Raw genomic sequence first — 23,439 nt, 5'->3', positions numbered from 1 at the left:
CCCCCCCCCCCCCCCCCCCCCCCCGGTTGTTGTGGTCCGTGCCGCTGGGCGGACCACAACAACTGACGCATCACCCAACCAGGTAGGTCCTCATGCCCAAGATCGTCCTTCACGCCCCGAACGGGGCACTGTTCACCGTCGACGCCCAGATCGGGGCATCCGTCATGGAGACCGCGGTCAAGCATGGAGTTCCCGGTATCGTCGCCGAATGCGGCGGGGCTCTCTCCTGTGCGACGTGCCATATCTACGTTGCGGAGGCGTACATCGATCTCACCGGCCGGGCCGATGACTTCGAGGACGAGATGCTCGATGACACGGTCGCCGATCGCAAGCCCAATAGCCGCCTGTCCTGCCAGATTCGCATGACCGCTGCGCTCGACGGTCTCGAAGCCGACATCGCCCCGGAACAGTGACGATTATGCACGGCTCGCCCACCGCATCCGCTGGCACTCTCATCGTGGGTGCCGGCCAAGCCGGCCTGCAGCTCGCCGTGTCGCTGCGGGCGGGCGGATACTCCGCGCCGATCACGCTCGCGGGAGCCGAGACGGACCGCCCTTACCAACGGCCGCCACTTTCCAAGTCATTCCTGGCCGGCACCATCGACGAAGACAACCTGGCCCTTCGTGCCCCCGGTTTCTACACCGACAATGACATCGACGTCGTAGCGGCGAGCCGCATCGTCACTCTGAACCCGGATTCAAGCGGCGCCAGCGCCCTCACCAACGGGGGTCGCGTCATACGGTTCGAGCGACTGGCGCTGACCACCGGATCGCGGCCGCGTCGGCTCACCGTACCGGGGGCCGACCTGTTCGGCGTCTGCTATCTGCGCAGCATCGACGACGCCGGCCGCTTGCGCGAGCTGCTCAACGCAGCGCACAGTGTCGTGGTCATCGGAGGCGGCTTCATCGGCCTGGAGGCGGCCGCCGCGGCCCGCCGCCGCGGATTGCACGTGACGGTCGTCGAATCATCCGGCCGTCTGCTAAGACGAGTCGTCGCGCCGCCGATCTCCGAGTTCTACCGGCAGGCCCATCTGAAACGTGGAGTGCGCTTTCGGATGGGCTGTGGCGTAACCGCCGTGCACGGTGACGATGACGGGAACGTGACGACGGTGGAGCTCTCGGACGGCACCCGTCTCGCCGCCGATGTCGTGATCGTCGGGATCGGCGTTGAGCCGCGCATCGAGCTGGCCAGGCAACTGGGGCTGGACTGTGCTCGCGGCATCATCGTCGACGACCAGGCTCGCACGAGCAACCCGTCGATTGTCGCGGCCGGCGACTGCACCGTGCAGCCACATCCTCGGCACCCTGAAACCCTCATCGGGTTGGAATCCGTGCAGAACGCTGTCGACCAGGCCAAGGTCGCCGCCGCCACAATCCTCGGAGTGTCGCGCCCGCCCGCCGTCGTGCCGTGGTTCTGGTCAGACCAATCCGACCTCAAGCTGCAGATCGCCGGGCTGTCGACCGGTTACGACGAGTTCGTCGTGCGCGGCGATCCCGCGACAGAGTCCTTTTCCGTGTTGTACTACCGCCAGTCCCGCCTCATAGCGGTCGACGCGGTCAACCAACCGCACGATTTCATGGCCGTCAAGCGCGCGCTGGCCCTCGGTGCCTCGATACCGGCCACGGTTGCTGGTGATACTCGGTCAGCACTGAAGGTACTGATGGGCGCGCCAGACCCGGCCGAGCGGCTCACGGTGGGTGTGCGGCCGTGAAGATCACCCGGATTGAGACGATTCCGTTCGCCATCGACTACACGAAACCCCTGCGATTCGCGAGCGGAGAAGTGCGAACAGCAGCACACATTCTGGTGCGCGTACACAGCGAAGATGGTGTCATCGGCACAGCCGAGGCCCCGCCGCGCCCCTTTACCTACGGTGAAACGCAGCAGTCGATCGCCGCGGTGATCGGCACGGTCTTCACGCCAGGGATCGTCGGTCTCTCGTGCCTCGACCGCGAGACCATCCATGCCGTGTTGAACCGCACAGTCGGAAACCCTACGGCCAAATCCGCCATTGATATGGCGGTGTGGGACGTGATCGGCCAGTCGCTGAGGGTGCCTGTCACTCGCCTTTTGGGCGGGTATACGGATCGGATGCGGGTTTCACACATGTTGGGGTTCACCGACCCGGCGCAAGCGGTAACCGAAGCGGAGCGGATGCGTGACGTTCACGGCATTACGACTTTCAAGGTCAAGGTCGGCCGCAACCCGATCCACATCGACATCGCGGTCTGCCGCGCCCTGCGCGACCAGCTGGGCGATGCGGTGGACCTCTATATTGACGGGAACCGCGGATGGACGGCATCCGAATCACTGCGGGCCCTCCGGGCTATGGACGACCTTGACCTCACCTTCGCGGAAGAGTTGTGTCCCGCCGACGATGTGCTCGGGCGTCGATGGCTCGCCGAACGCAGCCCGATACCGCTCGTCGCGGACGAAAGCGTGACCCGCCCGGGCGAGGTGACCCGCGAGCTCCTGGGCGGCGCTGCCCATGCCATCAGCATTAAGACGGCACGCACCGGATTCACCGACTCGCAGCGTGTTCTCTTCGCGTGCGAGGGACTGGGCGTCGAGGTCATCATGGGAAACCAGATAGACGGGCAGGTCGGCACCGTGTGCAGCGCTGCGTTCGGCTCAGCTTTCCAGTCCACGAGCCGCCGGGCGGGTGAGCTGTCCAATTTTCTGGACATGACAGACGACCTGTTGGCCGAGCCACTCACGATCCGAGACGGGATGCTCCCCATCCGCCAGTCGGTCGGTCTGGGCGTCGAGATCGATCCCGAGAAACTCACCAGATATCGGCAGGACCGGTCGGACTGACCGACTCATTCTGTCGCCACAGACTACGGCCCCATCGCTTGGATGCGGACGGAAAATGAAATGGAGAAAAGATGTCATCTGAAATTATCGAAGTGGAAGCCTCCGCTGCGGCTTCGGGAAATGCCGCCACAGCGCGTTTTCGGGAGAGCGGCAAGACCACCGCAGTTGAAACCTCGACCGAACGGGTCTCCCTTCTCGCCAACGAGGTACTCAGTGCCGTCTACGACACCGTGCGTCGCCACGAGGTCACCTACGCCGAATTCAACGCTCTCAAAGCGTGGTTGATCCAGGTCGGCGAAGACGGTGAATGGCCGTTGTTTCTGGACGTGTGGGTCGAACACGTCATTGAAGAGGTCGCCACTGGCAATCGTGAAGGATCGAAGGGCACGATCGAGGGCCCGTATTTCGTTCCCGACGCTCCGACACTGGCCACCCCCGGAACGCTGCCCATGCGTGACGACGAACCGGGCACGCCCCTTCTTCTGCGTGGCTCGGTGACCGGAACAGACGGAACACCCCTGGCCGGCGCCCACGTCGAGATTTGGCACGCCGATGACGACGGACTCTATTCACAGTTTGCCCCCGGCCTCCCTGAGTGGAACCTGCGCGGAATCATCGTCGCCGATGAGCACGGACACTACGAAATCAACACCATCCAGCCGGCTCCGTATCAAATCCCCACCGGCGGTTCGTGCGGCAACCTGATCACCGCCGCTGGTTGGCACGCCTGGCGTCCGGCCCACCTGCACCTAAAGATCTCCGCCCCCGGCCGCCAATTGCTCACCGCCCAGCTCTACTTCGAGGGAGACTCCCACCTCTCCAACGACGTCGCCTCCGCTGTCAAGCCGGAGCTGGTCCTCAAGCCCCTGCCAACGGCCGACGGCACGGGCCGACACGTCACCTACAACTTTGTGCTCGACCCGGCCTGACTGGTGACGACCGAACAGAACGGAGGAGGCTCATGTTGTTCGCAGTGCGGATGAGTGTCACCGTGCCACTCGACCTCGACGAGGACGTCAAGGCAGACATCCTCGCTCGAGAGAAGTCCTACTCCCAGGACCTGCAGGCTGGTGGGGAATGGCAGCACATCTGGCGCTGCGTCGGGCAGTACTCCAATCTGAGTATTTTCGACGTTGCGGAAAACGAACGGCTGCACGACATCCTGTGGAACCTGCCATTGTTCCCCTACATGGAGATCGACGTGACGCCGCTGGCCAGGCATCCGTCCCAGGTGGTTGCGCCGTCGCAGCCGTGAAGAATCGTGTGGGATAGCCCACGCCTCGTTCGGGCACCATTCCCTCGGTGGTCGCTGACCACTTTCAGCGGCCACCGGGCCGGGGCGGTGCGACCGGTAGACTTGCCGGGTCAAGCATCCGCTATCTCGGGGAGAATTCCACACGTGACCGCTGTTTCCAACACCTCTTCCCGCGGCGTCGCCGACACCGTTTCCAACGCCATTGCGACGCCCGAGAAGGAGCAGCCCTACGGCGCGCTCGGACTCAAGGCCGACGAGTACGCGAAGATCCGCGAAATTCTGGGTCGCCGCCCCACGAGTGGCGAGCTCGCCATGTACTCCGTGATGTGGAGCGAGCACTGCTCGTACAAGAGCTCGAAGATGTACCTGCGCCAGTTCGGCGACAAGGTCACCCCCGCCATGAAGAAGAACCTCATGGTCGGCATGGGCGAAAACGCCGGCGTGCTCGACGTCGGCGAGGGCTGGGCGGTCACGTTCAAGATCGAATCGCACAACCACCCCTCCTACATCGAGCCGTTCCAGGGCGCCGCGACCGGCGTCGGCGGCATCGTGCGCGACATCATCTCGATGGGCGCCCGCCCGGTCGCCGTGATGGACGCCCTGCGCTTTGGCGACATCGATGACCCCGACACCGCCCGGGTCGTGCACGGCGTCGTCAGTGGCATCAGCTTCTACGGAAACTGCCTCGGCCTGCCGAACATCGGCGGCGAAACCGTGTTCGACCGGGTTTACCAGGGCAACCCGCTCGTCAACGCGCTGTCCGTCGGCGTGCTGCGCCACGAAGACCTGCACCTCGCCAACGCCCGCGGCGTCGGCAACCGGGTCGTTCTATTCGGAGCCCGCACCGGCGGCGACGGCATCGGCGGGGCATCCATTCTCGCCTCGGACACGTTCAGCGCCGGCGGGCCGACCAAGCGCCCGGCCGTGCAGGTCGGCGACCCGTTCGCCGAGAAGGTGCTCATCGAGTGCTGCCTCGAACTGTTCGCTGGCAAGCTCGTCGAGGGTATTCAAGACCTCGGGGCCGCCGGAATCAGCTGCGCGACCAGCGAGCTGGCCTCGAACGGCGACGGCGGCATGTTCATCGAACTCGAGAAGGTGTTGCTGCGTGACCCCACGCTCACCGCCGAAGAAATTCTCATGAGCGAGAGCCAGGAACGGATGATGGCGATCGTCACCCCCGACAAGCTCGAGGGTTTTCTCGCCGTCACCACCAAGTGGGACGTGGAAACCAGCGTGCTCGGCGAGGTCACCGACACCGGCCGGTTGATCATCAACTGGCACGGCGAAGAGATCGTCAACGTGCTGCCGCGCACCGTGGCCGTCGACGGCCCGGTGTACGAGCGCCCGCTCGCCTACCCGACCTGGATCGACGCCCTGCAGGCCGACACCGCCTCCGTGCTGCCGCGCGCCCTCGACGGTGAAACCCTGCACGAGCAGTTCCTCGACCTACTCGGTTCGCCGAATCTGGCCGACCCGAGCTGGATCACCGACCAGTATGACCACTACGTGCAGGGCAACACGGCGCTCTCCTTTCCCGACGACGGCGGCATGATCCGCGTCGACGAGGAGAGCGGCCTCGGCTTCGCAATCGCCACCGACGCGAACGGCCGGTACTGCCAGCTCGACCCGTACCGCGGCGCGCAGCTGGCCCTGGCCGAGGCGTACCGCAACGTCGCCGCGACCGGCGCTGTGCCGGCCGGCGTCAGCGACTGCCTCAACTTCGGCTCGCCCGAGAACCCCGAGGTCATGTGGCAGTTCCGCGAGGCCGTCACCGCCCTCGCCGACGGGTGCCTCGAGCTGGAGATTCCCGTCACCGGCGGCAACGTCTCGTTCTACAACCAGACCGGCGACCAGCCGATCCACCCGACCCCGGTCGTGGCCGTGCTCGGCGTGATCGACGACGTCGCCCGCCGCATTCCGAGCGGTTGGCAAGACGACGGGCACAACATTTATCTGCTCGGCACGACCCGCCTCGAACTCGACGGTTCAGCCTGGGCCGGTGTGGTGCACGACCACCTCGGCGGGCGTCCGCCGGTCGTGGATCTGGCCGGGGAGAAGGCCCTCGCCGGTCTGCTGCACGCCGCCTCGAAAGAAGCCCTCATCGACAGCGCGCACGACCTCAGCGAGGGCGGGCTCGCCCAGGCCCTCGCCGAAGCCGTGATGCGCTTCGGGGTGGGAGCCCGCGTTTGGCTCGGCGATATCTGCGGCCGGGACGGAGTCGACGCATCCACTGCACTGTTCTCCGAGTCGGCCGGTCGGGTCATCGTGAGCGTGCCGCGCGAAGACGACGTGAAGTTCCTCGGCCTGTGTGCCGGCCGCTACATTCCGGTGCTGCGCATCGGCGTGACGGATGCCACCCTGCACGCCCTCGAGGTGCAAGACGTCTTCGCCGCCCCCTTAACCGAGATGCGCAACCGGCACCAATCCCCCCTCCCCGCCGCCTTCGCCTAACTGTGCTCCCCCGCGTTGTGGCTATTCGCGGCCGGCGGAAACCCACTGGGGGTTGAATGATCGGCCGGCGAATATGCGGTCGGCGAGCGCGTCCAAGCGCGTTACGTGTGCGGCATCGAGACGGATGCTCGCAGCTGCCAGGTTCTCATCCACCCGCTCGATGAAGCGGGAACCGGGGATCGGAGCGAGCGGAATGCCGAGGGTGCGACCCTTGTCGTAGAGCCAGGCAAGCGCGACCTGCGCTGGCGAAACAGCGGCCTCGCGGGCCACCGCAAGCACCTCGGTGAGCACCGGCTGGTTGGCGGCGAGGGCATCCGGGGTGAACCGGGGAAACTTGTGACGCCCGTCTGCGTCAGTGAGCGCGCTGCGGTCGAAGAGCCCGGTAAGCCATTGGCGACCCAGAGGCGAATACGGGACGAACCCGATGCCCAGCTCGATCGCGGTCGGCACAACGTGCCGCTCGACGTCTCGGCTGATAATGCTCCACTCAGACTGCACTGCGGCGATCGGGTGAATGGCGGCAGCGCGGCGCAGCTCCTCACCAGTCGGTTCGGAGAGACCGATGTGGCGAATCTTGCCAGCCTGAACCAGTTCCGCGAGCGCCCCGACGGTCTCTTCGATAGGCACCTCGGGGTCGACCCGGTGCTGGTAGTAGAGGTCCAGGTGGTCGGTGCCCAGGCGCGCGAGGCTCAGGTCAATCTGCTCGAACACGTAAGCTCGGTCACCACGGATGCAGCGTGCACCGATGCCGGCGCCCGAAAGGATTCCGAACTTGCTCGCCAGCTGCACCTCATCGCGTCGGGTTGCGATCAGCCGTGCGATCGTCCGCTCGCTCAACCCGTTGCCGTAGACGTTGGCCGTGTCGATGAAGGTGAGGCCCGAGTCAACGGCGTGCGTTAACGTGCGCAGGGCATCGTCGGGGTCGATCGGACCGTAAACCGGCGTGAGCGACATGCCTCCGTATCCCTGCGGGCTGATGGTGAGTCCGTCTCCCAGTGTGACTGCGGTCAGGATGGCGGGCAATCTAGTCATCTGGTCAGACTACGCTCAACAATTTCGGCGAACCCAAGTGTTACGCGCCGTCTCGCGGACCTAGAGGAAGGGGTCGCCGATCAACGTTTCGGCGCGCTCCCACAGGCGAGACGCCACGGCCCGGTCGCGCGACGTTCGAGTCGCGGGCTGACGCACGGGGCCGCCGCGCACCAGCAGGCGCGGGCCGAAGTAGTCGCCGCCGTGGGCCTCCGGGTCGGTCGCAGCCCGAACGCTCGACCAGGCGCCGTGGTGTTTGCCCTGGGCGCCGACCACGGTTTGCACACCGTCGATGACCCGTTTGCCGCGCGAGACCTCATTGACCGAACGGATGCCCGGGGTCAACCCCGAAATGGAATATCCAGGATGCGCCACCAACGACTGCACCATTCCGGCACCGTTCGCCCGCAGCCGCCGGTCGAGCTCGAACCCGAACACCTGCATCGCGATCTTCGACTGCGCGTAGGCCTTCCACCCGTTATAGGTGGTCGCCAGCTGCAGGTCGTCGAGCGAGGAATCCATCAGCCGCGAGATCAGCGACCCGAGCGACACCACCCGACTGCCGGGCGTGCGCCGCAAAGCCATGAGGGCACCGGCGGTCAAAGCGAAGTGCCCGAGAAAGTTCGTGGCGAAAACCAGTTCGTTGCCATCGAGGCTCACCTGGCGGTCCCGAGGCGGGTGCACGATTCCGGCGTTCAGAATCAGGCCGTCGAGCCGCGGAAAGGCGCGCAGGGTCTCGCTCACCTCGCGCACCGACTCCAGGTCGGCGACGTCGAGCTGCAGCACCGAAACGGATGCCCCGGGCACACGCAAACGGATGGCCGCCGCCGCGGCATCCGCTTTGGCAAGGTTGCGGCAGGCGAGCACGACGTGCGCGCCCGCGCCGGCGAGCTGCTCGCTGGTGAAGTAGCCGAGGCCGGCGTTGGCGCCGGTGACGACAAAGGTCTTGCCGGACTGATCGGGCAGCGCGCGTGGGTTCCAGCTCACCCGGCTACGAAGCCGTGATCGGTGATGCTGCCGGCGATGCTGCCGGCGCAGCGCCCGCAGCCCGACCCGGAGCCACGGACTCGCCGCCGGCGATCTTCACGTGGTGATGAATCACCTCGGCGATGATGAAATTCAGAAATTTCTCGGCGAAAGCCGGGTCGAGGTGCGCCTCTTCGGCGAGGCCGCGCAGGCGGTCGATCTGCATGAGCTCGCGCGCCGGATCGGCGGCCGGCAGCCCGTGCGCGGCCTTGAGCCGGCCCACCGACTGGGTGAATTTGAATCGCTCGGCCAGCAGGTGGATGAGTGCGGCGTCGATATTGTCGATGCTCTCGCGAATGCTGTGCAGCTGCTCGATCGCCGCAGCGTCGGCATCAGCGGGTAGTTCCTCGTGTGCGGCCATAGTTTTACGATAATGCATGCCTTAAGCGGATGCCGCCGCCTCCCGGCCACGCGCCCCGAACGACCCGAGCCGCAACCGTTTCTGCGTCAGCAGTATGCCCAGCAGCACGAGGAGCGCCCCGGCCGGCTCGTGCCAGGAGAACGTTTCGGCGAGCACGAGCACCCCGAGCACCACGCCGACCACGGGCGTCACGTAGGTCACCGTGGACGCGTTGGTCGGCCCCCAGGCGCGCAGCACGTTGATATTCCAGATGTAGGCCAGGCCGGTACCGAGCGCTCCGAGCGCGAGCAGGCAGAGCACGATGGGCCAGGTCAGCGCCACCGGGTGCCAGGCCAGCACCGGTGTGAGCAACAACATGATGAAACCGGCAATGCCGATGTTCAGAAAGGCGAACGTCGATGCCGCGATCGGCCGGCCACTCAGAAAGCGGCGGGTGTAGCCGAAGGTGAAGCCGTAGCAGACGGCCGCGCCGAGGCAGGCGACCTGGCCCCAGAAGTCGCCGGCGAGAGAGGAATACTGCCACGGGCCGATGATCACGACGACACCGACGATGCCGAGCACGACACCGGCGACCTGCGCGCGCACGAGTTTCTCCACTCGAAAGGCGAGCGTAGCCATCAACGCCGTCATGATCGGGGTGACGGCGTTATAGATGCTGGCCAGGCTCGACGAAACGTATTGTTCCGCCCAGGCGAACAGCAGGTGCGGAACCACGCATCCGCTGACCGCAATCACCAGAAAGTGCAGCCAGACCACGCCCTCCCGCGGCAGCACCGGCCCGTTCCTGATGCGCGGACGGGTTACCAGCACGATCAGTCCGAGGGTCAGCCCGCCGAGCACGAGCCGCGACCAGGCGATCTGGCCGAAGCTGACCCCGTCGAGGGCGATCTTCATGAACAGAAAACTGGCGCCCCAGATCAGCCCCATCCCGAGAAATTGCAGCAGGACGAGGGTCTTGCTGGCGGTAGGGGTCGGAGGCACCCTCCGAGCCTATAGCGCACGCATCTCGGCGCAGGTCGGCAGGAACTCAACGTCCGAAAAGCGCCGAACAATGGCAGCGGATGCCGCCCCCTACTGCGACGCGTCGGCCCCGGCGTTGCTCTGCGTGTCGGTTCCGGCCGGGCTGCCGCCCCGAACGCCACCCCGCGGCCCGCCGCCCGTGATGGTGCCGCCCGGACTGGTCGGGCGCAAGCTGCGATACGTCACAAACCGGGCCTCGAAGGCATCGAGGCGGGCTTCGAGCCCGGAGCGCACGGCCGGCCACTCGTCGGCGAGGATCGAGTAGACGGCGCTGTCCCGCCAGGTTCCGTCGGCGCGGGGGCGATCACGGCGCAGGATGCCCTCGAACGTGGCACCGATGCCGAGGATGGCGGCGCGGGAACGGGCGTTGATAGCATCCGCTTGAATTTTGACCCGGCCGAAGCCATTGTCGAAGGCCGTGCCGAGCACGAGCAATTTGGTCTCAGCGTTCACGGCGGTGCCCCAGACGCGCGGGTCGTAGGCGGTCCAGCCGAGATGGATCGCCTCGTTGACGACGTCGATGTCGCCGAGGGTCGTGGTGCCGACGACGTCGCCGTCGTTCGGACCGCCGAGCAGGCGCACCACGTAGGGCAGGCTTTCCCACTGAAAGTAGTCGTGCGCCCACTTGATGAAGCCGTCGACGCCCTGGTGCAGGGCGGCCGGACCGCCGCCGTAGCCGGCCGCGAATACCTCGGGATGGGCGATGGCGCGCGCGAGTTCGGGCAGCACCGCACTTCCGAGCGGTTGCAGTTGCACAAAACGACCGGTCAGGGTCAGGGAATGGGGTCTCACGGCGGTCACCCGCACAGTGTGACAGGTCAAAGTGAGGAATCGTGCATGCTTCGCGGCAACCCGCCGAGAAATCTAGTCGATCAGGTCGTGACGCACCACGATGGCTTCGCGGTCGGGCCCGACGCCGATCGCCGACACGCGCGACCCGCTCATCGACTCGAGGGCGAGCACGTAGTCCTGCGCCGCCTGTGGCAACTCCTCGAAGGCGCGCACACCGGTGATGTCCTCGGTCCAGCCCGGAAAGTTCTCGTAGATCGGAACAGCGTGGTGAAAGTCGCTCTGCGAGACGGGAACTTCGTCGACGCGCACGCCGTCAACCGAGTAGGCCACGCAGACCGGGATCTCGGCCAGGCCGGTGAGCACGTCGAGCTTGGTCAGCACGAAGTCGGTGACGCCGTTGATGCGCGCGGTGTAGCGGGCGATCGGGGCGTCGTACCAGCCGCAGCGGCGCGGGCGGCCGGTAGTGGTTCCGAACTCGAAGCCGTTGGCACGCAGGTATTCGCCGGACTCGTCGAACAGTTCGGTGGGAAACGGGCCGCTGCCGACACGGGTCGTGTAGGCCTTCACCACGGCGATGACCCGGTCGATGCGGTTCGGGGCGATGCCGGAACCGGTCACCGCTCCGCCCGAGGTGGCGTTCGACGACGTGACGAAGGGGTAGGTGCCGTGGTCGACGTCGAGCATGGTGGCCTGGCCGCCCTCAAACAACACGGTCTTGCCGTCATCCAGCGCCTGGTGCAACAGCAGCGCGGTGTCGGTGACCATGGGGCGCAGGCGTTCGGCATAGCCGAGCAGTTCGGTGACGATCTCCTCGGCCTCGATGGCGCGGCGGTTGTAGACCTTGACCAGCATGTGGTTCTTCTGGTCGAGGGCTCCCTCGACCTTCTGGCGCAGGATGTTCTCGTCGAACAGGTCCTGCACGCGGATGCCGACGCGGTTGATCTTGTCGGCGTAGGCCGGGCCGATGCCGCGCCCGGTGGTGCCGATCTGGCGTTTGCCGAGAAAACGCTCGGTGACCTTGTCGAGGGTGCGGTGATACGCGGTGATGACGTGGGCGTTGAGGCTGACCTTGAGCCGGGAGACGTCGACGCCTCGCTCGGAGAGAGCATCGAGCTCCTCGAACAGCACCTCGACATCGACGACGACGCCGTTGGCGATGACCGGGGTGACGCCCGGGCTCAGGATGCCGGACGGCAGCAGGTGCAGCGCATACTTCTCGTCGCCGACCACGACGGTGTGGCCGGCGTTGTTGCCGCCGTTGAACTTGACGACATAGTCGACCCGGCTGCCGAGCAGGTCGGTGGCCTTACCCTTGCCCTCGTCGCCCCACTGGGCTCCGATGAGTACGATCGCGGGCATTTAGTCTTCTCCTCGAATAACAAAAGCTTCGGTGGGCGGCGCCGGGTCGAACCCCGGGCTGCCGGTGTGCAGGGTGGCGATGATGTCAATGGCGCTCGCGTCGGCATCCGTCAGAAAAGCCGTGAGGCGGGAGACTTCGTCGGCCTCGCCGATCTCTTCGGCGCCGCGGCGCAGCGCGAACAGGGCGCGCAGCACCCCCCGGTTGGGTGCGTGGCGCCATGGAATGGGGCCGTGGCCGCGCCAGCCGGCCTTGCGCAGGGCGTCGAGTCCGCGGTGGTACCCGACCCGGGCGTAGGCGTACGACTCCAGGATGCGACCCTCATGGTGGGTGGCATCGGCCAGTTCTGCCCAGGCCAGCGGGGACGTCGGGTGCACCTGCACCACGGCGGCGAGCTCGCTCCTCGCGGTTCGGCGCAGGGCCTCGAGCACCTCCGGTTCCGCGGGAAGAAGGGTCTCGGGCTCTGAAATCAAATTGTCGCCGGTCACACTGAATCCTACCAAGGCCGCGGCGCCCTCACCCCGGCGACGGGCCCGGGCGGCCTAAAACACTAGGCCTGGCTTTGCTGCCGAGCCGCGACTCGCCAGCCGCCGTTGACGAAGAGGTAGGTCGTCGACATGTTCAGCTCGGCGACGACCTCCCCGCGGCGGGCGATGGCCTTGTACACGACGACGCCGGCGTGCTCGCCCAGACGGATGATGGCCGGTTCGTGAATGCCGTAGCTCTCCCACGGAGCCGCCTGGTCGAAGTAGGCGGTGACCTCGTCGCGGGTGATGACGGCGCCTGGCACGATAATCAGGCCGTCGTCGGTCATTTCGCGCTGGTAGTACGCGCCGCCCTGGCCACCCAGAATGGCCTGCCAGCCGGCATTTTCTTCGTGGAGGAGTCGGGCCGGAAGATCATCAGTGATCGCAGTCATAACGCCACGGTAGCCCTTGCCGAGCCGGTTTGGTCAGAAAATTCAGAACCGGTGCTGAACCACCCAGGAGTGCATGGTGACGGCGGCGGCCGCCGAGGCGTTGATCGACCTGGTCGATCCGAACTGGCTGATTTCAACGACGGAATCGGCGGCGGCGATGGCCTCCTCCGACAGCCCTGGACCTTCCTGGCCGAACAGGAGCACGCAGCGTTCGGGAAAGTTGAACGTCTCGATGATGACACTGCCGGGCACGTTGTCGATCGCGATGATCGGCAGCGACCCGTTCGCGCACCACGCGACGAAGGCCGCGACATCCGCGTGGTGCAGCACGTGCTGGTAGCGGTCGGTGACCATGGCACCGCGCTTGTTCCAGCGCTTGCGGCCGATGATGTGCACGGTGTCGGCGCCGAACGCGTTGGCGCTGCGTACGATCGAGCCGATGTTCATGTCGTGCTGCCAGTTCTCGATGGCCACGTGGAACGGATGCCGGTGCTCATCCAGGTCAGCCACGATCGCCGCCATATTCCAGTACCGATAACGGTCGATCACGTTGCGCGTGTCGCCGTGCTGCAGCAGGTCGGCGTCGTAACGATCCTCGCTCGGCCAGTCCCCCGGCCACGGCCCAACGCCATAGGTCGAGCGCTCGGGCGTGGAGCTGCCATTGGCTGGCACGTCGGCGGCGAACGTTGGGGCTGCTGGTTCTGTCACTACCCAACCGTATCCTGCCGACGGCACCCCGATTCGGGGTTTCGGTCTGCCTAACTTCTGGGTATGGTTTCGGTATGACTAAAACGGATGCCCCGTCCCCCGACCGCGTGCTCTCGCACGCCCCGACCACGGTCGCCTCCAGCCGCTTGCTCTGGCTGCTCGGTCCGGCTCTGGTGGCCGGGGTCGCCTACCTCGACCCCGGCAATGTCGCGAGCAACATGACCGCCGGCGCACGCTACGGCTACCTCCTGGTCTGGGTGGTCGTGGCCGGCAACGTCATGGCCTGGCTCATCCAATACCTCTCCGCCAAGCTCGGCATCGTCACCGGGGCGAGTCTGCCCGAGATTCTCGGGGTGCGCATGAAGCGGCCGATGGCTCGGCGGCTGTACTGGGTGCAGGCCGAACTGGTCGCCATGGCCACCGACCTCGCCGAGATCATCGGCGGGGCCGTCGCCCTTAACCTGCTCTTCAACCTGCCCCTTATCTGGGGCGGCGTGATCACCGGCACCATCTCGATGATCGTGCTCATGGTGCACTCCCGGCGGGGACCGCGCATCTTCGAGCGCGTCATCATCATGCTCATGCTCATCATCACCGTCGGTTTCACGGCGGGAGTCTTCGTCTCGCCGCCCGATGCCGGCGGCGTTCTCGATGGCCTCGTGCCGCGGTTCGAGGGCTCCAACTCGGTACTCCTCGCCGCATCCATCCTCGGTGCCACGATCATGCCGCACGCCATCTACGCGCACTCGTCACTCGCCCGCGACCGGTTTCCGGAGTGGCAGGGCGTGGTCGCCACCCGCCGCCTGCTCTGGGCCACGAAGTGGGACGTCACCATCGCCATGGCGATTGCCGGAACGGTGAACCTGGCGATTCTGCTGCTCGCGGCATCCGCTCTGCAGGGTGCGGACGGAACCGACACCCTCGAGGGAGCCTATGCGGCACTGCAAGACACGCTCGGGCCGATCGTCGCGACCCTGTTCGCGGTGGGGCTGCTCGCGTCGGGGCTCGCCTCGACCTCGGTGGGCGCCTATGCCGGGGCCGAGATCATGCACGGCCTGCTGCACGTGCGCATTCCGTTGCTGCTGCGCCGACTGGTCACCCTGATTCCGGCACTGCTCATTCTCGGAGTGGGCTTCGACCCCACCCAGGCGCTCGTGCTCAGCCAGGTGGTGCTGTCGTTCGGCATTCCGTTCGCGCTGATTCCGCTGGTCTGGCTCACCGCCCAGCGCGGCCTGCTCGGCAACTTCACCAACCGGTGGTTCACGACGGCCGCCGGCGCCATCTGCGCGCTGGCCCTCGTTGCACTGAATGTCGTGCTGCTCGTGCTCGTCTTCGGCGCACTTTAAGGGAAGCGGCGCGTGATCCGGCTACCCTGAAACAGATATGACGTACACGACCGGCGCGGCCGAGGACTACCTCAAGACCATCTACGCCCACACCGAGTGGCAGTCCGACCTGATCACGCCGTCCGCATTGGCGGCGCGGCTGGGCGTGGCTCCGTCATCCGTCACCGAAATGGTGAAGAAGCTCGCCGCGAGCGGGCTCATCACCCACGTTCCCTACGGCCCGCTCGCGCTGACGGATGCCGGCCGCCTGCGTGCGACCGCCGTCGTGCGGCGGCATCGCCTGATCGAGACCTGGCTGGTCGGCGAGATGGGCTACGACTGGGACCAGGTGCACGACGAGGCCGAGATTCTCGAACACTCCATCTCGGATCGACTGCTCGAGGCCATCAACGCCCGGCTCGGGTTTCCGGCGCACGATCCGCACGGCGATCCCATTCCCGCCGCCGACGGCACCGTGCTTCGTCCGTCGGCGTTGCTGCTGGCCGAAGCCACGGTCGGTCATGCCGGTACCGTGCTGCGCATCAGCGACCGCGACCCGGCGGTGCTCCGCGAACTCGCCGCCGACCTGATCGGGCCCGGCACCGAGTTCACGCTCGCGGCGCCGCACAGCATCGTGCTAGCGGATGGCCAGACCCGGTTGGTCACGCCCGCTGCGGCCGCGTCAATCTGGGTGACCGCCTGATTTGACTCGCGCGGCTAGGCTGGACCCGACGAGAAGGAGCGCCTGATGGCACGACGCGACGAAATCGAATGCTGGCTCACCGACATGGACGGTGTGCTCGTGCACGAGAACCAGGCCCTCCCGGGGGCGGCCGAACTGCTGCAGCAGTGGACCGATGCGGGCACGCCGTTCCTGGTGCTCACCAACAACTCCATTTTCACGCCCCGCGACCTGAGCGCCCGGCTGCGCGCAAGCGGGCTGAACGTGCCGGAGGACCGCATCTGGACCTCGGCACTCGCGACGGCGGACTTTCTAAAGTCGCAGGTTTCCGGCGGCACGGCGTTCGTGATCGGCGAGGTCGGAATCACGACCGCGCTGCACGAGGCCGGTTTCATCATGACCGAGACCGACCCCGACTATGTCGTCGTCGGCGAGACACGCAACTACTCCTTCGAGGCGATCACCAAGGCGATCCGGCTGATCCTGGGCGGGGCGCGGTTCATCGCGACGAACCCGGATGCGACCGGCCCGAGCAAGGACGGACCGATGCCGGCGACCGGGGCCATTTCGGCGCTGATCTCCAAGGCCACCGGCATGGAACCGTACGTCGTCGGCAAGCCCAACCCCATGATGTTCCGTTCCGCGATGAACAAGATCGGCGCGCACTCAGAGAACACCGGCATGATCGGTGACCGCATGGACACCGACATCGTCGCCGGCATCGAGGCGGGGCTGCACACCATTCTGGTGCTGACCGGCATCAGCGACGAGGCCGAGATCAACCGGTACCCGTTTCGGCCCGACGAGATCGTGGCCGGGGTGCACGAGCTCCTCGTCACCGAGCCGATCGAGAGCGACGAGATCTAGGCCGTAGTGGGGACGCTCGTTCCCACGGTGACGAGCACCTTGACCTGCTCGGGGTCGTCCGAGGCGCGAAAGGCCTCGGCGGCATCGGCCAGATCGAAAGTGGCCGTGATGATCTCCTCGATCGGCACAGTCTTCGTCTGCAGCAAACGGATGGCCTGAGCCACGTCCTCACGCACGTACATCAGGTTTCCGCACAGGGTCAGCTCGCGGTCCTGGACCAGGTCGAGATCGACCAGAAGCGGTCCCTGCGGCACGCCGACGGTCATGAGGCTGCCGCCCTTGTCCAGAATCGCAATGGCGAGGTGCACGGTGGCGGCCACCGAGACACAGTCGAAGACGACGTGCGCCGGGCCACCGAGCAGCGCGCGGGCCTGCTCGGCGGCATCCGCTGCGGTGGAGTCGAAGCTGCCGCTCGCCCCGAGGCGTTCGGCCCTGGCGCGCTTGGTATCGAGCAGGTCAGCAACGACAACCGTCGCCGCACCGGCCTGCAGCGCTGCCAGGGTCGCAAAGAGGCCGATCGGTCCGGCTCCGAGCACCACCACGCGCTTGCCGGTGAGGTCGCCCGCCCGCCGCACCGCATGCACGGGGGTCGAGAGCGGTTCGATGAGCGCCGCCTCCAGGTCGGAGAGATCATCCGGCAGGGCGATGACCCGGTCGACGTCGATGACGAACTGGTCGGCCATTCCGCCGGGCGTCTGGCAGCCGAACACGTCGAGGGTGGCGCAAATGTTGTAGCGGCCCGCGGCGCACTGGTCGCAGGTTCCGCAGTAGAGGTTGGGCTCGATCACGACGCGGGTGCCGATCCACGCGGGGTCCACGTTTGCTCCCGCACCGGAGACGACCCCGACGACCTCGTGGCCCGGTCGGAACGGCAACGACATGAACGGATGCTTACCGTGCGCCGCGTGCATGTCCGATCCGCAGATTCCCACGACGGCGGACCGCACGAGAACCTCGTTGGCACCGGGAACAGGTACCGCTGTCCGTTCCAGAACAATGTCCGTGGCGGAATTCACGACGACGCGACGGTTGGTGAGAACGGTCATGATCAGTACACCGTGTATCCACCGTCGGCGACGAGCACCGAACCGGTGATGAACGACGCAGCCTCACTCGCGAGGAAGACGACACAGGGTGCGATCTCCTCGGGCAGGGCGAACCGCTGCTGAGGCGCGTCCTCGACCCAGTAGCGCTGGAATTCCGGCCGGTCGACGGGGGCCATGTCCGTTTTCACGTAGCCAGGGGCGACCGCGTTGACCCGGATTCCCAGCGGCGCCCACTCGGCGGCCAGGGAACGGGTCAGGTGATGCACCGCAGCCTTGGAGGCGTTGTAGGCCGGCTGCATCTGCGGGCGGTTCACGATGATGCCCGACATCGAGCCGATGTTGACGATTGCACCCTTGCCCTCAGTGCGCATGTGCGCGCCCACCGAAAGGCTCGCCTTCCAGAGCGCACGCACGTTGAGGTCCCAGACCGCGGCCCACTCGTCGTCGGTCACGTCGAACGCCGGTGCGTGGTAGCAGGTACCGGCGTTGTTCACCAGAATGTCGATCTTGCCGAGGCCGGCGATGGCTTCCTCGGTCATGCGCGCGACCTGATCGTCCTTGGTGATGTCAGCCTGAATGGTGACGAAGTCGTGGCCGGCAGCCGCTGCCTCCACGGCGACGGCGGCGTTGCGCTCCGCGCTCCGCCCGGCGATCGCGACGTGCGCGCCGGCCTGGGCCAGCGCGAAGGCGAAGGCCTTGCCCAGTCCCTGGTTGCCGCCGGTGACCAAGGCGGTTTTGCCCTCGAGGCTGAATACGTTCATGGTGGTGCTCCGGTTTCTCTCTAAATTAGTTCGGGTAGACGATGGATTTGAGGCTGTCGTCGTTTCGATCACTGTCGAGGGCTTCCGCGACGTGCTCGAGGTCAAATTTGCCGGTCACGAGCGAGTCGAGGTCGACCTGCCCGGAGGCGACGAGGTGGATGGCCGTCGGCCAGGTGTCCACGTAGCGGAAGATGCCGGTGACCGTGATTTCCAGGTTCTGAATATGCGAGACCGGCAGAATCATCTCGGGGTTTCCCAGCCCCACCAGAACGACCGTGCCGGCCGGCCGTACCGAGCGGATGCCGCTGTCAACGGCCCGCGCAGACCCGCTCGCGTCGATGAACGCGTTCACGTCGAGGCCCAGTGTTGCCGGGTCTTCGGCCACCGGATCGATGACCCTGGTGGCGCCGAATTTTAAGGCCCGCTGCCGCTTCGCCGCGATGAGGTCGGAGACGATGATCTCGCTTGCCCCGAAGGCCCGCGCGGTCTGCGCGGTGATGATGCCGATCGGCCCGGCCCCGGCGATGAGAATCGACGAGCCCGGAACGATCTGGGCCTTACGGATACTCGCGATGGCGACGGAGAGAGGCTCCAGCAGGGCGGCAGCCTCAAAGGATACCGAGTCGGGAATCGCGTGGGCGAATTCGGTCTGGATCGTCACGTAGCCGCAGAAGGCACCGTCGATGGGCGGTGTCGCGTAGAACTCCATCTTCGAGCACAGGTTGTACCGACCGGCGCGGCATTCCCGGCACAGGCGGCAGGGACGCTGGGGTTCCACGGCCACCCGCTCCCCGATGCGGGCGGGGTCGACGTCGACTCCGACCCCCACGATGGTGCCGCTGAGCTCATGGCCGAGAACCAGGGGTGCGTCGACGATGAAGTCGCCGATTCGGCCTTCGCGGTAGTAATGCACATCTGAGCCGCAGACGCCGACCGCGGCGACCTCGACCAGCACCTCGCCGGCACGCGCCGTGGGCACGGGTCGATCCTCAATCGTCAGCTCCTGTTGTTTAAGCAAAACGCTCGTGCGCATTGTCGTCGGCAGCGTGGGTGAACTGGCCATGACTAGTCTTCTCTCTGATAAGGATGTGATTCGTGGGGACTGAAAAAGAGGCCGCGTCCGGAGACGATATAGCCGGCACCGCGCCAGACGGCCAGGGCTGCCACCGCACCCGTGACCCCGCCGTCCACGCCGACCGGCAGGGTTCCGGCGAATCGGCCAACGGCCTCGAGACCGTGCAGGTCGGCCGCAGCCGTTCCGCCGGGTTCGATCAGCATCACCAGCACGCCGTCCGGCTTCACCGGCTGGTCAGTGACAACGGATGCCGCCGCTGCGGGGTCTACCTGCAACCAGAGCGCGGTTCCGAGCGCTCGCACGGCGTCGACCTCCGTCGCGAGCGCGGCGATCAGGGCGGCCGACAGCGTGAGGCGTTGCGGGCGCACGGCGAGAAGCGCGCTGAGGGCCCCACGGGCCACCTCGAGGGCCGCCGGGTGCAGGGCATCGCCGAGAACAATGACGTGCACGTCGATCTGCGCGTCGGGACAATCACCTCGGATCTGCGCGAGTTCTGAGGCGGTCACGCCGCGGTCAGCTCCGACCGAATCGATGATGATGTCGGCGTGCACCCAGCACCCGGCCGTGTGCAGACTGCGCGCGGCGCGGGTGCGAGCTCCCGGCACGACGGTGTAAACGCTGCCGGCAATGCTGCCAGCGATGTGATTTCGGTGCCAGCCATTCAGAACGAACGCTGCGGCACTGTCGACGGCGGGCGGCGCAGCGGTCATTGGGGCACACCGGTCTCCGTGCGGTCGAAGCCCTCCCAGGCCGCAGCCGCCAGGTAGTCGGGCAGGGGGGTACGTCGGGTGGCGCGCGGGTGGGCCCCGATCGTCGCGGACGGACGCCAGCGCGTGCGCACCGTTGCCACGAGCTCCCCGTTCACCATCGCGGCGGCCTGCACCGCCGCGCCGCGGGCGGTGGCCTCGGGAACGTCGGTGGGAAGCCAGACAGGCTGGTGCAGTGCGTCGGCGAGCAATTGGACATATGCGGGTGACCGAGATCCTCCGCCGACGGCGAAGACCCGACCGGTCAGGGTGAATCCGCAGCGTTCCAGGTGTCGCTGCCCCTGAACCAGTCCGAGGATCACTCCCTCGAACGCCGCCCTGGCCACCTGTTCCCGGGTTGTCGCGGTCGTGAGATTACTCAGCACTCCCCGCGCATCCGGTCGGTTAGGGGTGCGCTCGCCATCCAGGTAGGCGACGAGCGTCGGGCCAGGCTCACTCTCGTCGGCAGCGAGCGCCAGATCGGACAGTCCAGCGAGGTCGACGCCGAGCAGGCGCGCGAACGTGTCGGTCACCTTCGCGGCGTTGAGCGTGCTCACGAGCGGGAGGTAGCCACCGGTCATGTCGGCGACACCGTCCACTGCACCACTCGGGTCGTTGACCGGCTCCGGACTCACCGTCAGAACGACACCCGAGGTTCCCAGGGAATAGACGACGTCGCCGGGCACGATGCCGAGCCCGAGGGCCGCCGCGTGCTGGTCGCCGCCGCCGGCCGCCACGAGCGCACTCGGGTCGATTCCGAGTTGCGCGGCAACGGATGCCTGAACGGGTCCCGCAATGCCCTCCGGCGGCAGGACGACGGGCAGCATGCTGAGCCAGTCCACGGAGTCGTCGATGAGTGCGAGGTGGTGCAGGAGGTATTCGCCGGTGGTCGAATCGAAGTACCCGGTTCCGGAGGCCTCGGAGCGATCGGTGACCATGCGTCCGGTGAGGCGAAAGGTCAGGTAGTCGTGCGGCAGCAGAATGTGCGCCACGCTGGCGAAGTTGTTCGGTTCGTGGCGGGCGAGCCAGGCGATCTTGCTGAGGGTGAAGGCGGCTGTGGGCAGCGATCCGGTGCGGGCGATGAGCTCCGCTTCGCCGATCTGGTGGCGAAGGTCGAGCAGCTCGGGTGTGGACGTCGTGTCGTTCCAGAGCTTCGCCGGGCGCACTACCCGGTACGCCCGGTCGAGGCACACGAGTCCGTGACACTGGCCGGCGATCGACAGACCCACGATGACGTCGGCGGCGCCAGCCTGAGCCTTGACTGCTGCGAACGCCGTGGTGAACGCCGCCCACCAGTCGTCCGGGTTCTGCTCACTGCACGGAGGGGCCACCGGCGTGTGCGGGGCGCTTCCGCTCGCGATGAGTTCGCCGGTATCGACGTGTCGCAGCTCGACCTTGCAGGACTGGGTCGAGGAGTCAACGCCGGCCACAAGCCGGGTCATTCCGCGCCTGCCGTCTGCACGTGCGCATCCGCTGTCTGGGCTTGTTGGCCGACATAGCCCGCCGGGTGGGTATGGATTACGTCATGCCAGGGATAGCCACGCACGGTCATCAGGGTCGTGGCGAGGGCATCGCCCCAGGCGCCGGCGACGAGGGTGCTCCCCATGGCGATGAGTCCGCCCGGGTCGGCATCGCCCGGGATGGTTTCGACCAGGGCGACGCTGCCGGCAGCTCGCGCGAACGGGGATTCACTGTTTCCGGTGACGGCGATGACGTGCACCGCGCGCTCGGCCAGGCGGGTCACGAGTTCGGTCAATTCAGCGGATTGGCCTGTCTTCGACAGAGCGATCACGGTATCGGTCGGGGTGATGGCGCCCATTCCGCCGTGCAGGGCGTCCTGGCCGGAGAGGTAAAAGGCTGGTGTCCCTGACACCGACAGGAGATGCGCCAGACGTTCGGCCGCGATGCCCGATGTGCCGGCTCCGGTGGTGACGACCTTTCCCGTGGTGGCGAGCACCCGGTGCACGACGTCGAGAAAGGAACCGTCAAGCGAGTGCGCGAGCTGGTCGATCGCGGCCGCTTCTCGTCGAATGAAGGCACGCGCGGATTCCAGCACCTCAACACCGTTGTTGCTCACATGAACCCCGGACGCTCTCTTTTGTCTAGGTCTTCATCCTCACGGCGCTGTACTCAAATGTCAAGTCGTGCGCTCATATGAGAGAATCGTCTTGCGAGCCTGAAATTCGGCGCAGAGTGGCGAGGCAGAGGAGAGTCATGAATATCGGTCCCAGCGAGCTCGTGCAAATGGCCTACGTGGCGCAGCAGCACTATCGCGTCGGAAAATCGCTCGTTGAAATCGCTGACGATATCGACATGTCCCGCTTCAAGGTCGCGCGTCTTCTGGCCCGAGCCCGAGAGACCGGACTCGTCACCATTCGGGTTAACGCGCCGGGCACCCTGCACGCCGACCTTGCTCGCCGTCTGGCGGCGGCCTATGGGCTGAACCGGGCGATCGTGGCCAACACGACCACCGATCTCAGCCCGGCCATTCGGGCGGAACTGGGTCGGATCACGGCCAATCTGCTGACCGAGATCGTCACGGAATCCGACGTGCTTGGCATCGCCAGCGGGCGCACCCTCACGGCCATCGTCGACCAGCTCGACCGGCTCGCGCCCTGCGATGTCGTGCAGCTCACCGGCATGGCCGGCGACCCGAACCAGACGTCCAGCGACCTGGTGCGGCGCATCTGCGAGATTTCGGGCGGTCGACCGTTTCCGATCTACGCCCCCCTCGTGGTCTCCGATCCGCAGGCCGCTGAAGCGTTCAAGCGCCAGGCATCCGTTCAAGCCACCTTCCAGCGGATGAGCCGGGTGACGAAGGCGGTGCTCGCGGTCGGCAGTTGGGAGCCGCCGGAGTCCCAGCTGAGCGACGCCCTCAGCGATGACGAGCGCGCCGAGTTGCTCGCCCGCGGCGTTCGCGCCGAAATCAGCGCGACCCTGCTCGACGAACGCGGCCAGCGGGTACCTGCGCTGGAAGGACGCACGCTCGCGATCGACATCGAGGCGCTGCGCAACATTCCCGAAGTCATCGTCGTGGCCGGTGGCGCTCAGAAGACGGAGGCCTTGCGGGCGGCGCTGAACACCGGGGTCGTCACCATCCTGGCCACCGATTCGCATATGGCCCAGCGACTGCTGGACGGCGCGCCGCGCGCCAGGTGACCCCCGGGCGCAGACACGTGGTGCCGCGGTCGAGAGAATTCTC

Annotated in this window: 25 protein-coding genes; 10 read left to right on the top strand and 15 right to left on the bottom strand. The window is 66.6% G+C overall.

The features are described 5' to 3' along the window. Positions 1-92: 92 nt before the first annotated feature. The 6 genes from E3O06_RS06230 (at position 93) to purL (ending at position 6,523) form a co-directional block, all read left to right on the top strand. Positions 93-413 carry a 2Fe-2S iron-sulfur cluster-binding protein gene (locus E3O06_RS06230; RefSeq protein WP_134502101.1) on the top strand — a complete coding sequence of 107 codons (321 nt, stop codon included), beginning with the start codon at positions 93-95 and terminating at the stop codon, positions 411-413. Positions 414-418: 5 nt separating this feature from the next. Continuing rightward, entirely contained in the window at positions 419-1,711 is a 1,293-nt protein-coding gene (locus tag E3O06_RS06225) for an NAD(P)/FAD-dependent oxidoreductase (RefSeq protein WP_134502100.1), read from the top strand. Continuing rightward, on the top strand, positions 1,708-2,817 hold the full coding sequence (locus E3O06_RS06220; RefSeq protein WP_134502099.1) for a mandelate racemase/muconate lactonizing enzyme family protein: 1,110 nt from the start codon (positions 1,708-1,710) through the stop codon (positions 2,815-2,817). The genes E3O06_RS06225 and E3O06_RS06220 overlap by 4 nt, the downstream gene beginning before the upstream one ends. A 71-nt stretch (positions 2,818-2,888) precedes the next feature. Then, entirely contained in the window at positions 2,889-3,746 is an 858-nt protein-coding gene (gene catA / locus E3O06_RS06215) for a catechol 1,2-dioxygenase (protein ID WP_134502098.1), read from the top strand. Positions 3,747-3,778: 32 nt separating this feature from the next. After that, a complete protein-coding gene (gene catC, locus E3O06_RS06210) occupies positions 3,779-4,072 on the top strand; it encodes a muconolactone Delta-isomerase (RefSeq protein ID WP_134502097.1) in 294 nt (97 codons plus the stop codon). Positions 4,073-4,216: 144 nt separating this feature from the next. Next, positions 4,217-6,523: a phosphoribosylformylglycinamidine synthase subunit PurL gene (purL, locus tag E3O06_RS06205; RefSeq protein WP_134502096.1), complete on the top strand. Its 2,307-nt coding sequence runs from the start codon at positions 4,217-4,219 to the stop codon at positions 6,521-6,523. 21 nt (positions 6,524-6,544) lie between these two features. Here the strand turns inward: purL and E3O06_RS06200 are convergent, their stop codons facing one another. From E3O06_RS06200 to E3O06_RS06160, 9 genes are all read right to left on the bottom strand, one after another. Beyond that, positions 6,545-7,555 carry an aldo/keto reductase gene (locus E3O06_RS06200; RefSeq protein ID WP_134502095.1) on the bottom strand — a complete coding sequence of 337 codons (1,011 nt, stop codon included), beginning with the start codon at positions 7,553-7,555 and terminating at the stop codon, positions 6,545-6,547. Between the two features lie 60 nt (positions 7,556-7,615). Then, positions 7,616-8,539 carry an SDR family NAD(P)-dependent oxidoreductase gene (locus E3O06_RS06195; protein WP_134502094.1) on the bottom strand — a complete coding sequence of 308 codons (924 nt, stop codon included), beginning with the start codon at positions 8,537-8,539 and terminating at the stop codon, positions 7,616-7,618. A 4-nt stretch (positions 8,540-8,543) separates the two neighbouring features. Next, positions 8,544-8,939, bottom strand: coding sequence for a chorismate mutase (locus E3O06_RS06190; protein ID WP_134502093.1), 396 nt, complete (start codon positions 8,937-8,939; stop codon positions 8,544-8,546). Between the two features lie 21 nt (positions 8,940-8,960). Next, positions 8,961-9,920, bottom strand: coding sequence for a DMT family transporter (locus E3O06_RS06185; protein WP_338144817.1), 960 nt, complete (start codon positions 9,918-9,920; stop codon positions 8,961-8,963). Between the two features lie 90 nt (positions 9,921-10,010). Then, positions 10,011-10,760, bottom strand: a complete 750-nt coding sequence (locus E3O06_RS06180) for a GNAT family N-acetyltransferase (RefSeq protein WP_134502092.1) — start codon at positions 10,758-10,760, stop codon at positions 10,011-10,013. A 63-nt stretch (positions 10,761-10,823) separates the two neighbouring features. After that, complete coding sequence (locus E3O06_RS06175; RefSeq protein WP_134502091.1) at positions 10,824-12,110, bottom strand: adenylosuccinate synthase; 1,287 nt, start codon at positions 12,108-12,110, stop codon at positions 10,824-10,826. Next, positions 12,111-12,596, bottom strand: coding sequence for a DUF3151 domain-containing protein (locus tag E3O06_RS06170; RefSeq protein WP_134502090.1), 486 nt, complete (start codon positions 12,594-12,596; stop codon positions 12,111-12,113). It abuts the gene before it with no gap. Between the two features lie 62 nt (positions 12,597-12,658). Beyond that, positions 12,659-13,027 carry a nuclear transport factor 2 family protein gene (locus E3O06_RS06165; RefSeq protein WP_134502089.1) on the bottom strand — a complete coding sequence of 123 codons (369 nt, stop codon included), beginning with the start codon at positions 13,025-13,027 and terminating at the stop codon, positions 12,659-12,661. A gap of 42 nt (positions 13,028-13,069) precedes the next feature. Next, the gene (locus E3O06_RS06160) at positions 13,070-13,735 is read right to left on the bottom strand and encodes a TrmH family RNA methyltransferase (RefSeq protein WP_420898869.1); all 666 of its coding nucleotides are present in this window, start codon (positions 13,733-13,735) and stop codon (positions 13,070-13,072) included. A gap of 74 nt (positions 13,736-13,809) precedes the next feature. Here E3O06_RS06160 and E3O06_RS06155 point away from each other — a divergent pair, with 74 nt between their 5' ends. The 3 genes from E3O06_RS06155 to E3O06_RS06145 are packed head-to-tail and all read left to right on the top strand — an operon-like array spanning position 13,810 to position 16,609. After that, complete coding sequence (locus tag E3O06_RS06155) at positions 13,810-15,081, top strand: Nramp family divalent metal transporter (RefSeq protein WP_134502088.1); 1,272 nt, start codon at positions 13,810-13,812, stop codon at positions 15,079-15,081. Positions 15,082-15,118: 37 nt separating this feature from the next. Beyond that, positions 15,119-15,763, top strand: coding sequence for a metal-dependent transcriptional regulator (locus E3O06_RS06150; protein WP_134502087.1), 645 nt, complete (start codon positions 15,119-15,121; stop codon positions 15,761-15,763). Between the two features lie 45 nt (positions 15,764-15,808). Next, positions 15,809-16,609 (top strand): HAD-IIA family hydrolase, encoded by an 801-nt coding sequence (locus E3O06_RS06145; RefSeq protein ID WP_134502086.1) that lies wholly within the window; start codon positions 15,809-15,811, stop codon positions 16,607-16,609. Here E3O06_RS06145 and E3O06_RS06140 read toward each other — a convergent pair. From E3O06_RS06140 to E3O06_RS06115, 6 genes are read right to left on the bottom strand one after another with little or no spacing between them, the layout of a single operon-like run. After that, positions 16,606-17,655, bottom strand: a complete 1,050-nt coding sequence (locus tag E3O06_RS06140) for a zinc-dependent alcohol dehydrogenase (RefSeq protein ID WP_134502085.1) — start codon at positions 17,653-17,655, stop codon at positions 16,606-16,608. The genes E3O06_RS06145 and E3O06_RS06140 overlap by 4 nt on opposite strands. 2 nt (positions 17,656-17,657) lie before the next feature. Further along, positions 17,658-18,416, bottom strand: coding sequence for an SDR family NAD(P)-dependent oxidoreductase (locus E3O06_RS06135; protein WP_134502084.1), 759 nt, complete (start codon positions 18,414-18,416; stop codon positions 17,658-17,660). Positions 18,417-18,441: 25 nt separating this feature from the next. Beyond that, positions 18,442-19,479 (bottom strand): NAD(P)-dependent alcohol dehydrogenase, encoded by a 1,038-nt coding sequence (locus E3O06_RS06130; protein ID WP_134502083.1) that lies wholly within the window; start codon positions 19,477-19,479, stop codon positions 18,442-18,444. Positions 19,480-19,481: 2 nt separating this feature from the next. Further along, positions 19,482-20,201: a beta/alpha barrel domain-containing protein gene (locus E3O06_RS06125; RefSeq protein ID WP_134502082.1), complete on the bottom strand. Its 720-nt coding sequence runs from the start codon at positions 20,199-20,201 to the stop codon at positions 19,482-19,484. Next, positions 20,198-21,679: a xylulokinase gene (gene xylB / locus E3O06_RS06120; protein WP_134502081.1), complete on the bottom strand. Its 1,482-nt coding sequence runs from the start codon at positions 21,677-21,679 to the stop codon at positions 20,198-20,200. The genes E3O06_RS06125 and xylB overlap by 4 nt, the downstream gene beginning before the upstream one ends. Beyond that, positions 21,676-22,314 carry an SIS domain-containing protein gene (locus tag E3O06_RS06115; protein WP_134502080.1) on the bottom strand — a complete coding sequence of 213 codons (639 nt, stop codon included), beginning with the start codon at positions 22,312-22,314 and terminating at the stop codon, positions 21,676-21,678. The genes xylB and E3O06_RS06115 overlap by 4 nt, the downstream gene beginning before the upstream one ends. Before the next feature lie 137 nt (positions 22,315-22,451). Here E3O06_RS06115 and E3O06_RS06110 point away from each other — a divergent pair, with 137 nt between their 5' ends. Then, positions 22,452-23,396, top strand: coding sequence for a sugar-binding transcriptional regulator (locus E3O06_RS06110; protein WP_166788120.1), 945 nt, complete (start codon positions 22,452-22,454; stop codon positions 23,394-23,396). Positions 23,397-23,439: the final 43 nt, after the last annotated feature.

This window comes from Cryobacterium glaciale, assembly GCF_004402535.1.
Lineage (GTDB): Bacteria > Actinomycetota > Actinomycetes > Actinomycetales > Microbacteriaceae > Cryobacterium > Cryobacterium glaciale.
This window is presented reverse-complemented; position numbering and strand designations above follow the sequence as displayed.

Bases quoted from the DNA above. Each gene is read 5' to 3' on its own strand.
- E3O06_RS06230 (WP_134502101.1), top strand. From the start codon at position 93: ATGCCCAAGATCGTCCTTCACGCCCCGAACGGGGCACTGTTCACCGTC.
- E3O06_RS06225 (WP_134502100.1), top strand. From the start codon at position 419: ATGCACGGCTCGCCCACCGCATCCGCTGGCACTCTCATCGTGGGTGCC.
- catA (WP_134502098.1), top strand. From the start codon at position 2,889: ATGTCATCTGAAATTATCGAAGTGGAAGCCTCCGCTGCGGCTTCGGGA.
- catC (WP_134502097.1), top strand. From the start codon at position 3,779: ATGTTGTTCGCAGTGCGGATGAGTGTCACCGTGCCACTCGACCTCGAC.
- E3O06_RS06200 (WP_134502095.1), bottom strand. From the start codon at position 7,555: ATGACTAGATTGCCCGCCATCCTGACCGCAGTCACACTGGGAGACGGA.
- E3O06_RS06190 (WP_134502093.1), bottom strand. From the start codon at position 8,939: ATGGCCGCACACGAGGAACTACCCGCTGATGCCGACGCTGCGGCGATC.
- E3O06_RS06175 (WP_134502091.1), bottom strand. From the start codon at position 12,110: ATGCCCGCGATCGTACTCATCGGAGCCCAGTGGGGCGACGAGGGCAAG.
- E3O06_RS06165 (WP_134502089.1), bottom strand. From the start codon at position 13,027: ATGACTGCGATCACTGATGATCTTCCGGCCCGACTCCTCCACGAAGAA.
- E3O06_RS06155 (WP_134502088.1), top strand. From the start codon at position 13,810: ATGACTAAAACGGATGCCCCGTCCCCCGACCGCGTGCTCTCGCACGCC.
- E3O06_RS06150 (WP_134502087.1), top strand. From the start codon at position 15,119: ATGACGTACACGACCGGCGCGGCCGAGGACTACCTCAAGACCATCTAC.
- E3O06_RS06145 (WP_134502086.1), top strand. From the start codon at position 15,809: ATGGCACGACGCGACGAAATCGAATGCTGGCTCACCGACATGGACGGT.
- E3O06_RS06140 (WP_134502085.1), bottom strand. From the start codon at position 17,655: ATGACCGTTCTCACCAACCGTCGCGTCGTCGTGAATTCCGCCACGGAC.
- E3O06_RS06135 (WP_134502084.1), bottom strand. From the start codon at position 18,416: ATGAACGTATTCAGCCTCGAGGGCAAAACCGCCTTGGTCACCGGCGGC.
- E3O06_RS06130 (WP_134502083.1), bottom strand. From the start codon at position 19,479: ATGGCCAGTTCACCCACGCTGCCGACGACAATGCGCACGAGCGTTTTG.
- E3O06_RS06125 (WP_134502082.1), bottom strand. From the start codon at position 20,201: ATGACCGCTGCGCCGCCCGCCGTCGACAGTGCCGCAGCGTTCGTTCTG.
- xylB (WP_134502081.1), bottom strand. From the start codon at position 21,679: ATGACCCGGCTTGTGGCCGGCGTTGACTCCTCGACCCAGTCCTGCAAG.
- E3O06_RS06110 (WP_166788120.1), top strand. From the start codon at position 22,452: ATGAATATCGGTCCCAGCGAGCTCGTGCAAATGGCCTACGTGGCGCAG.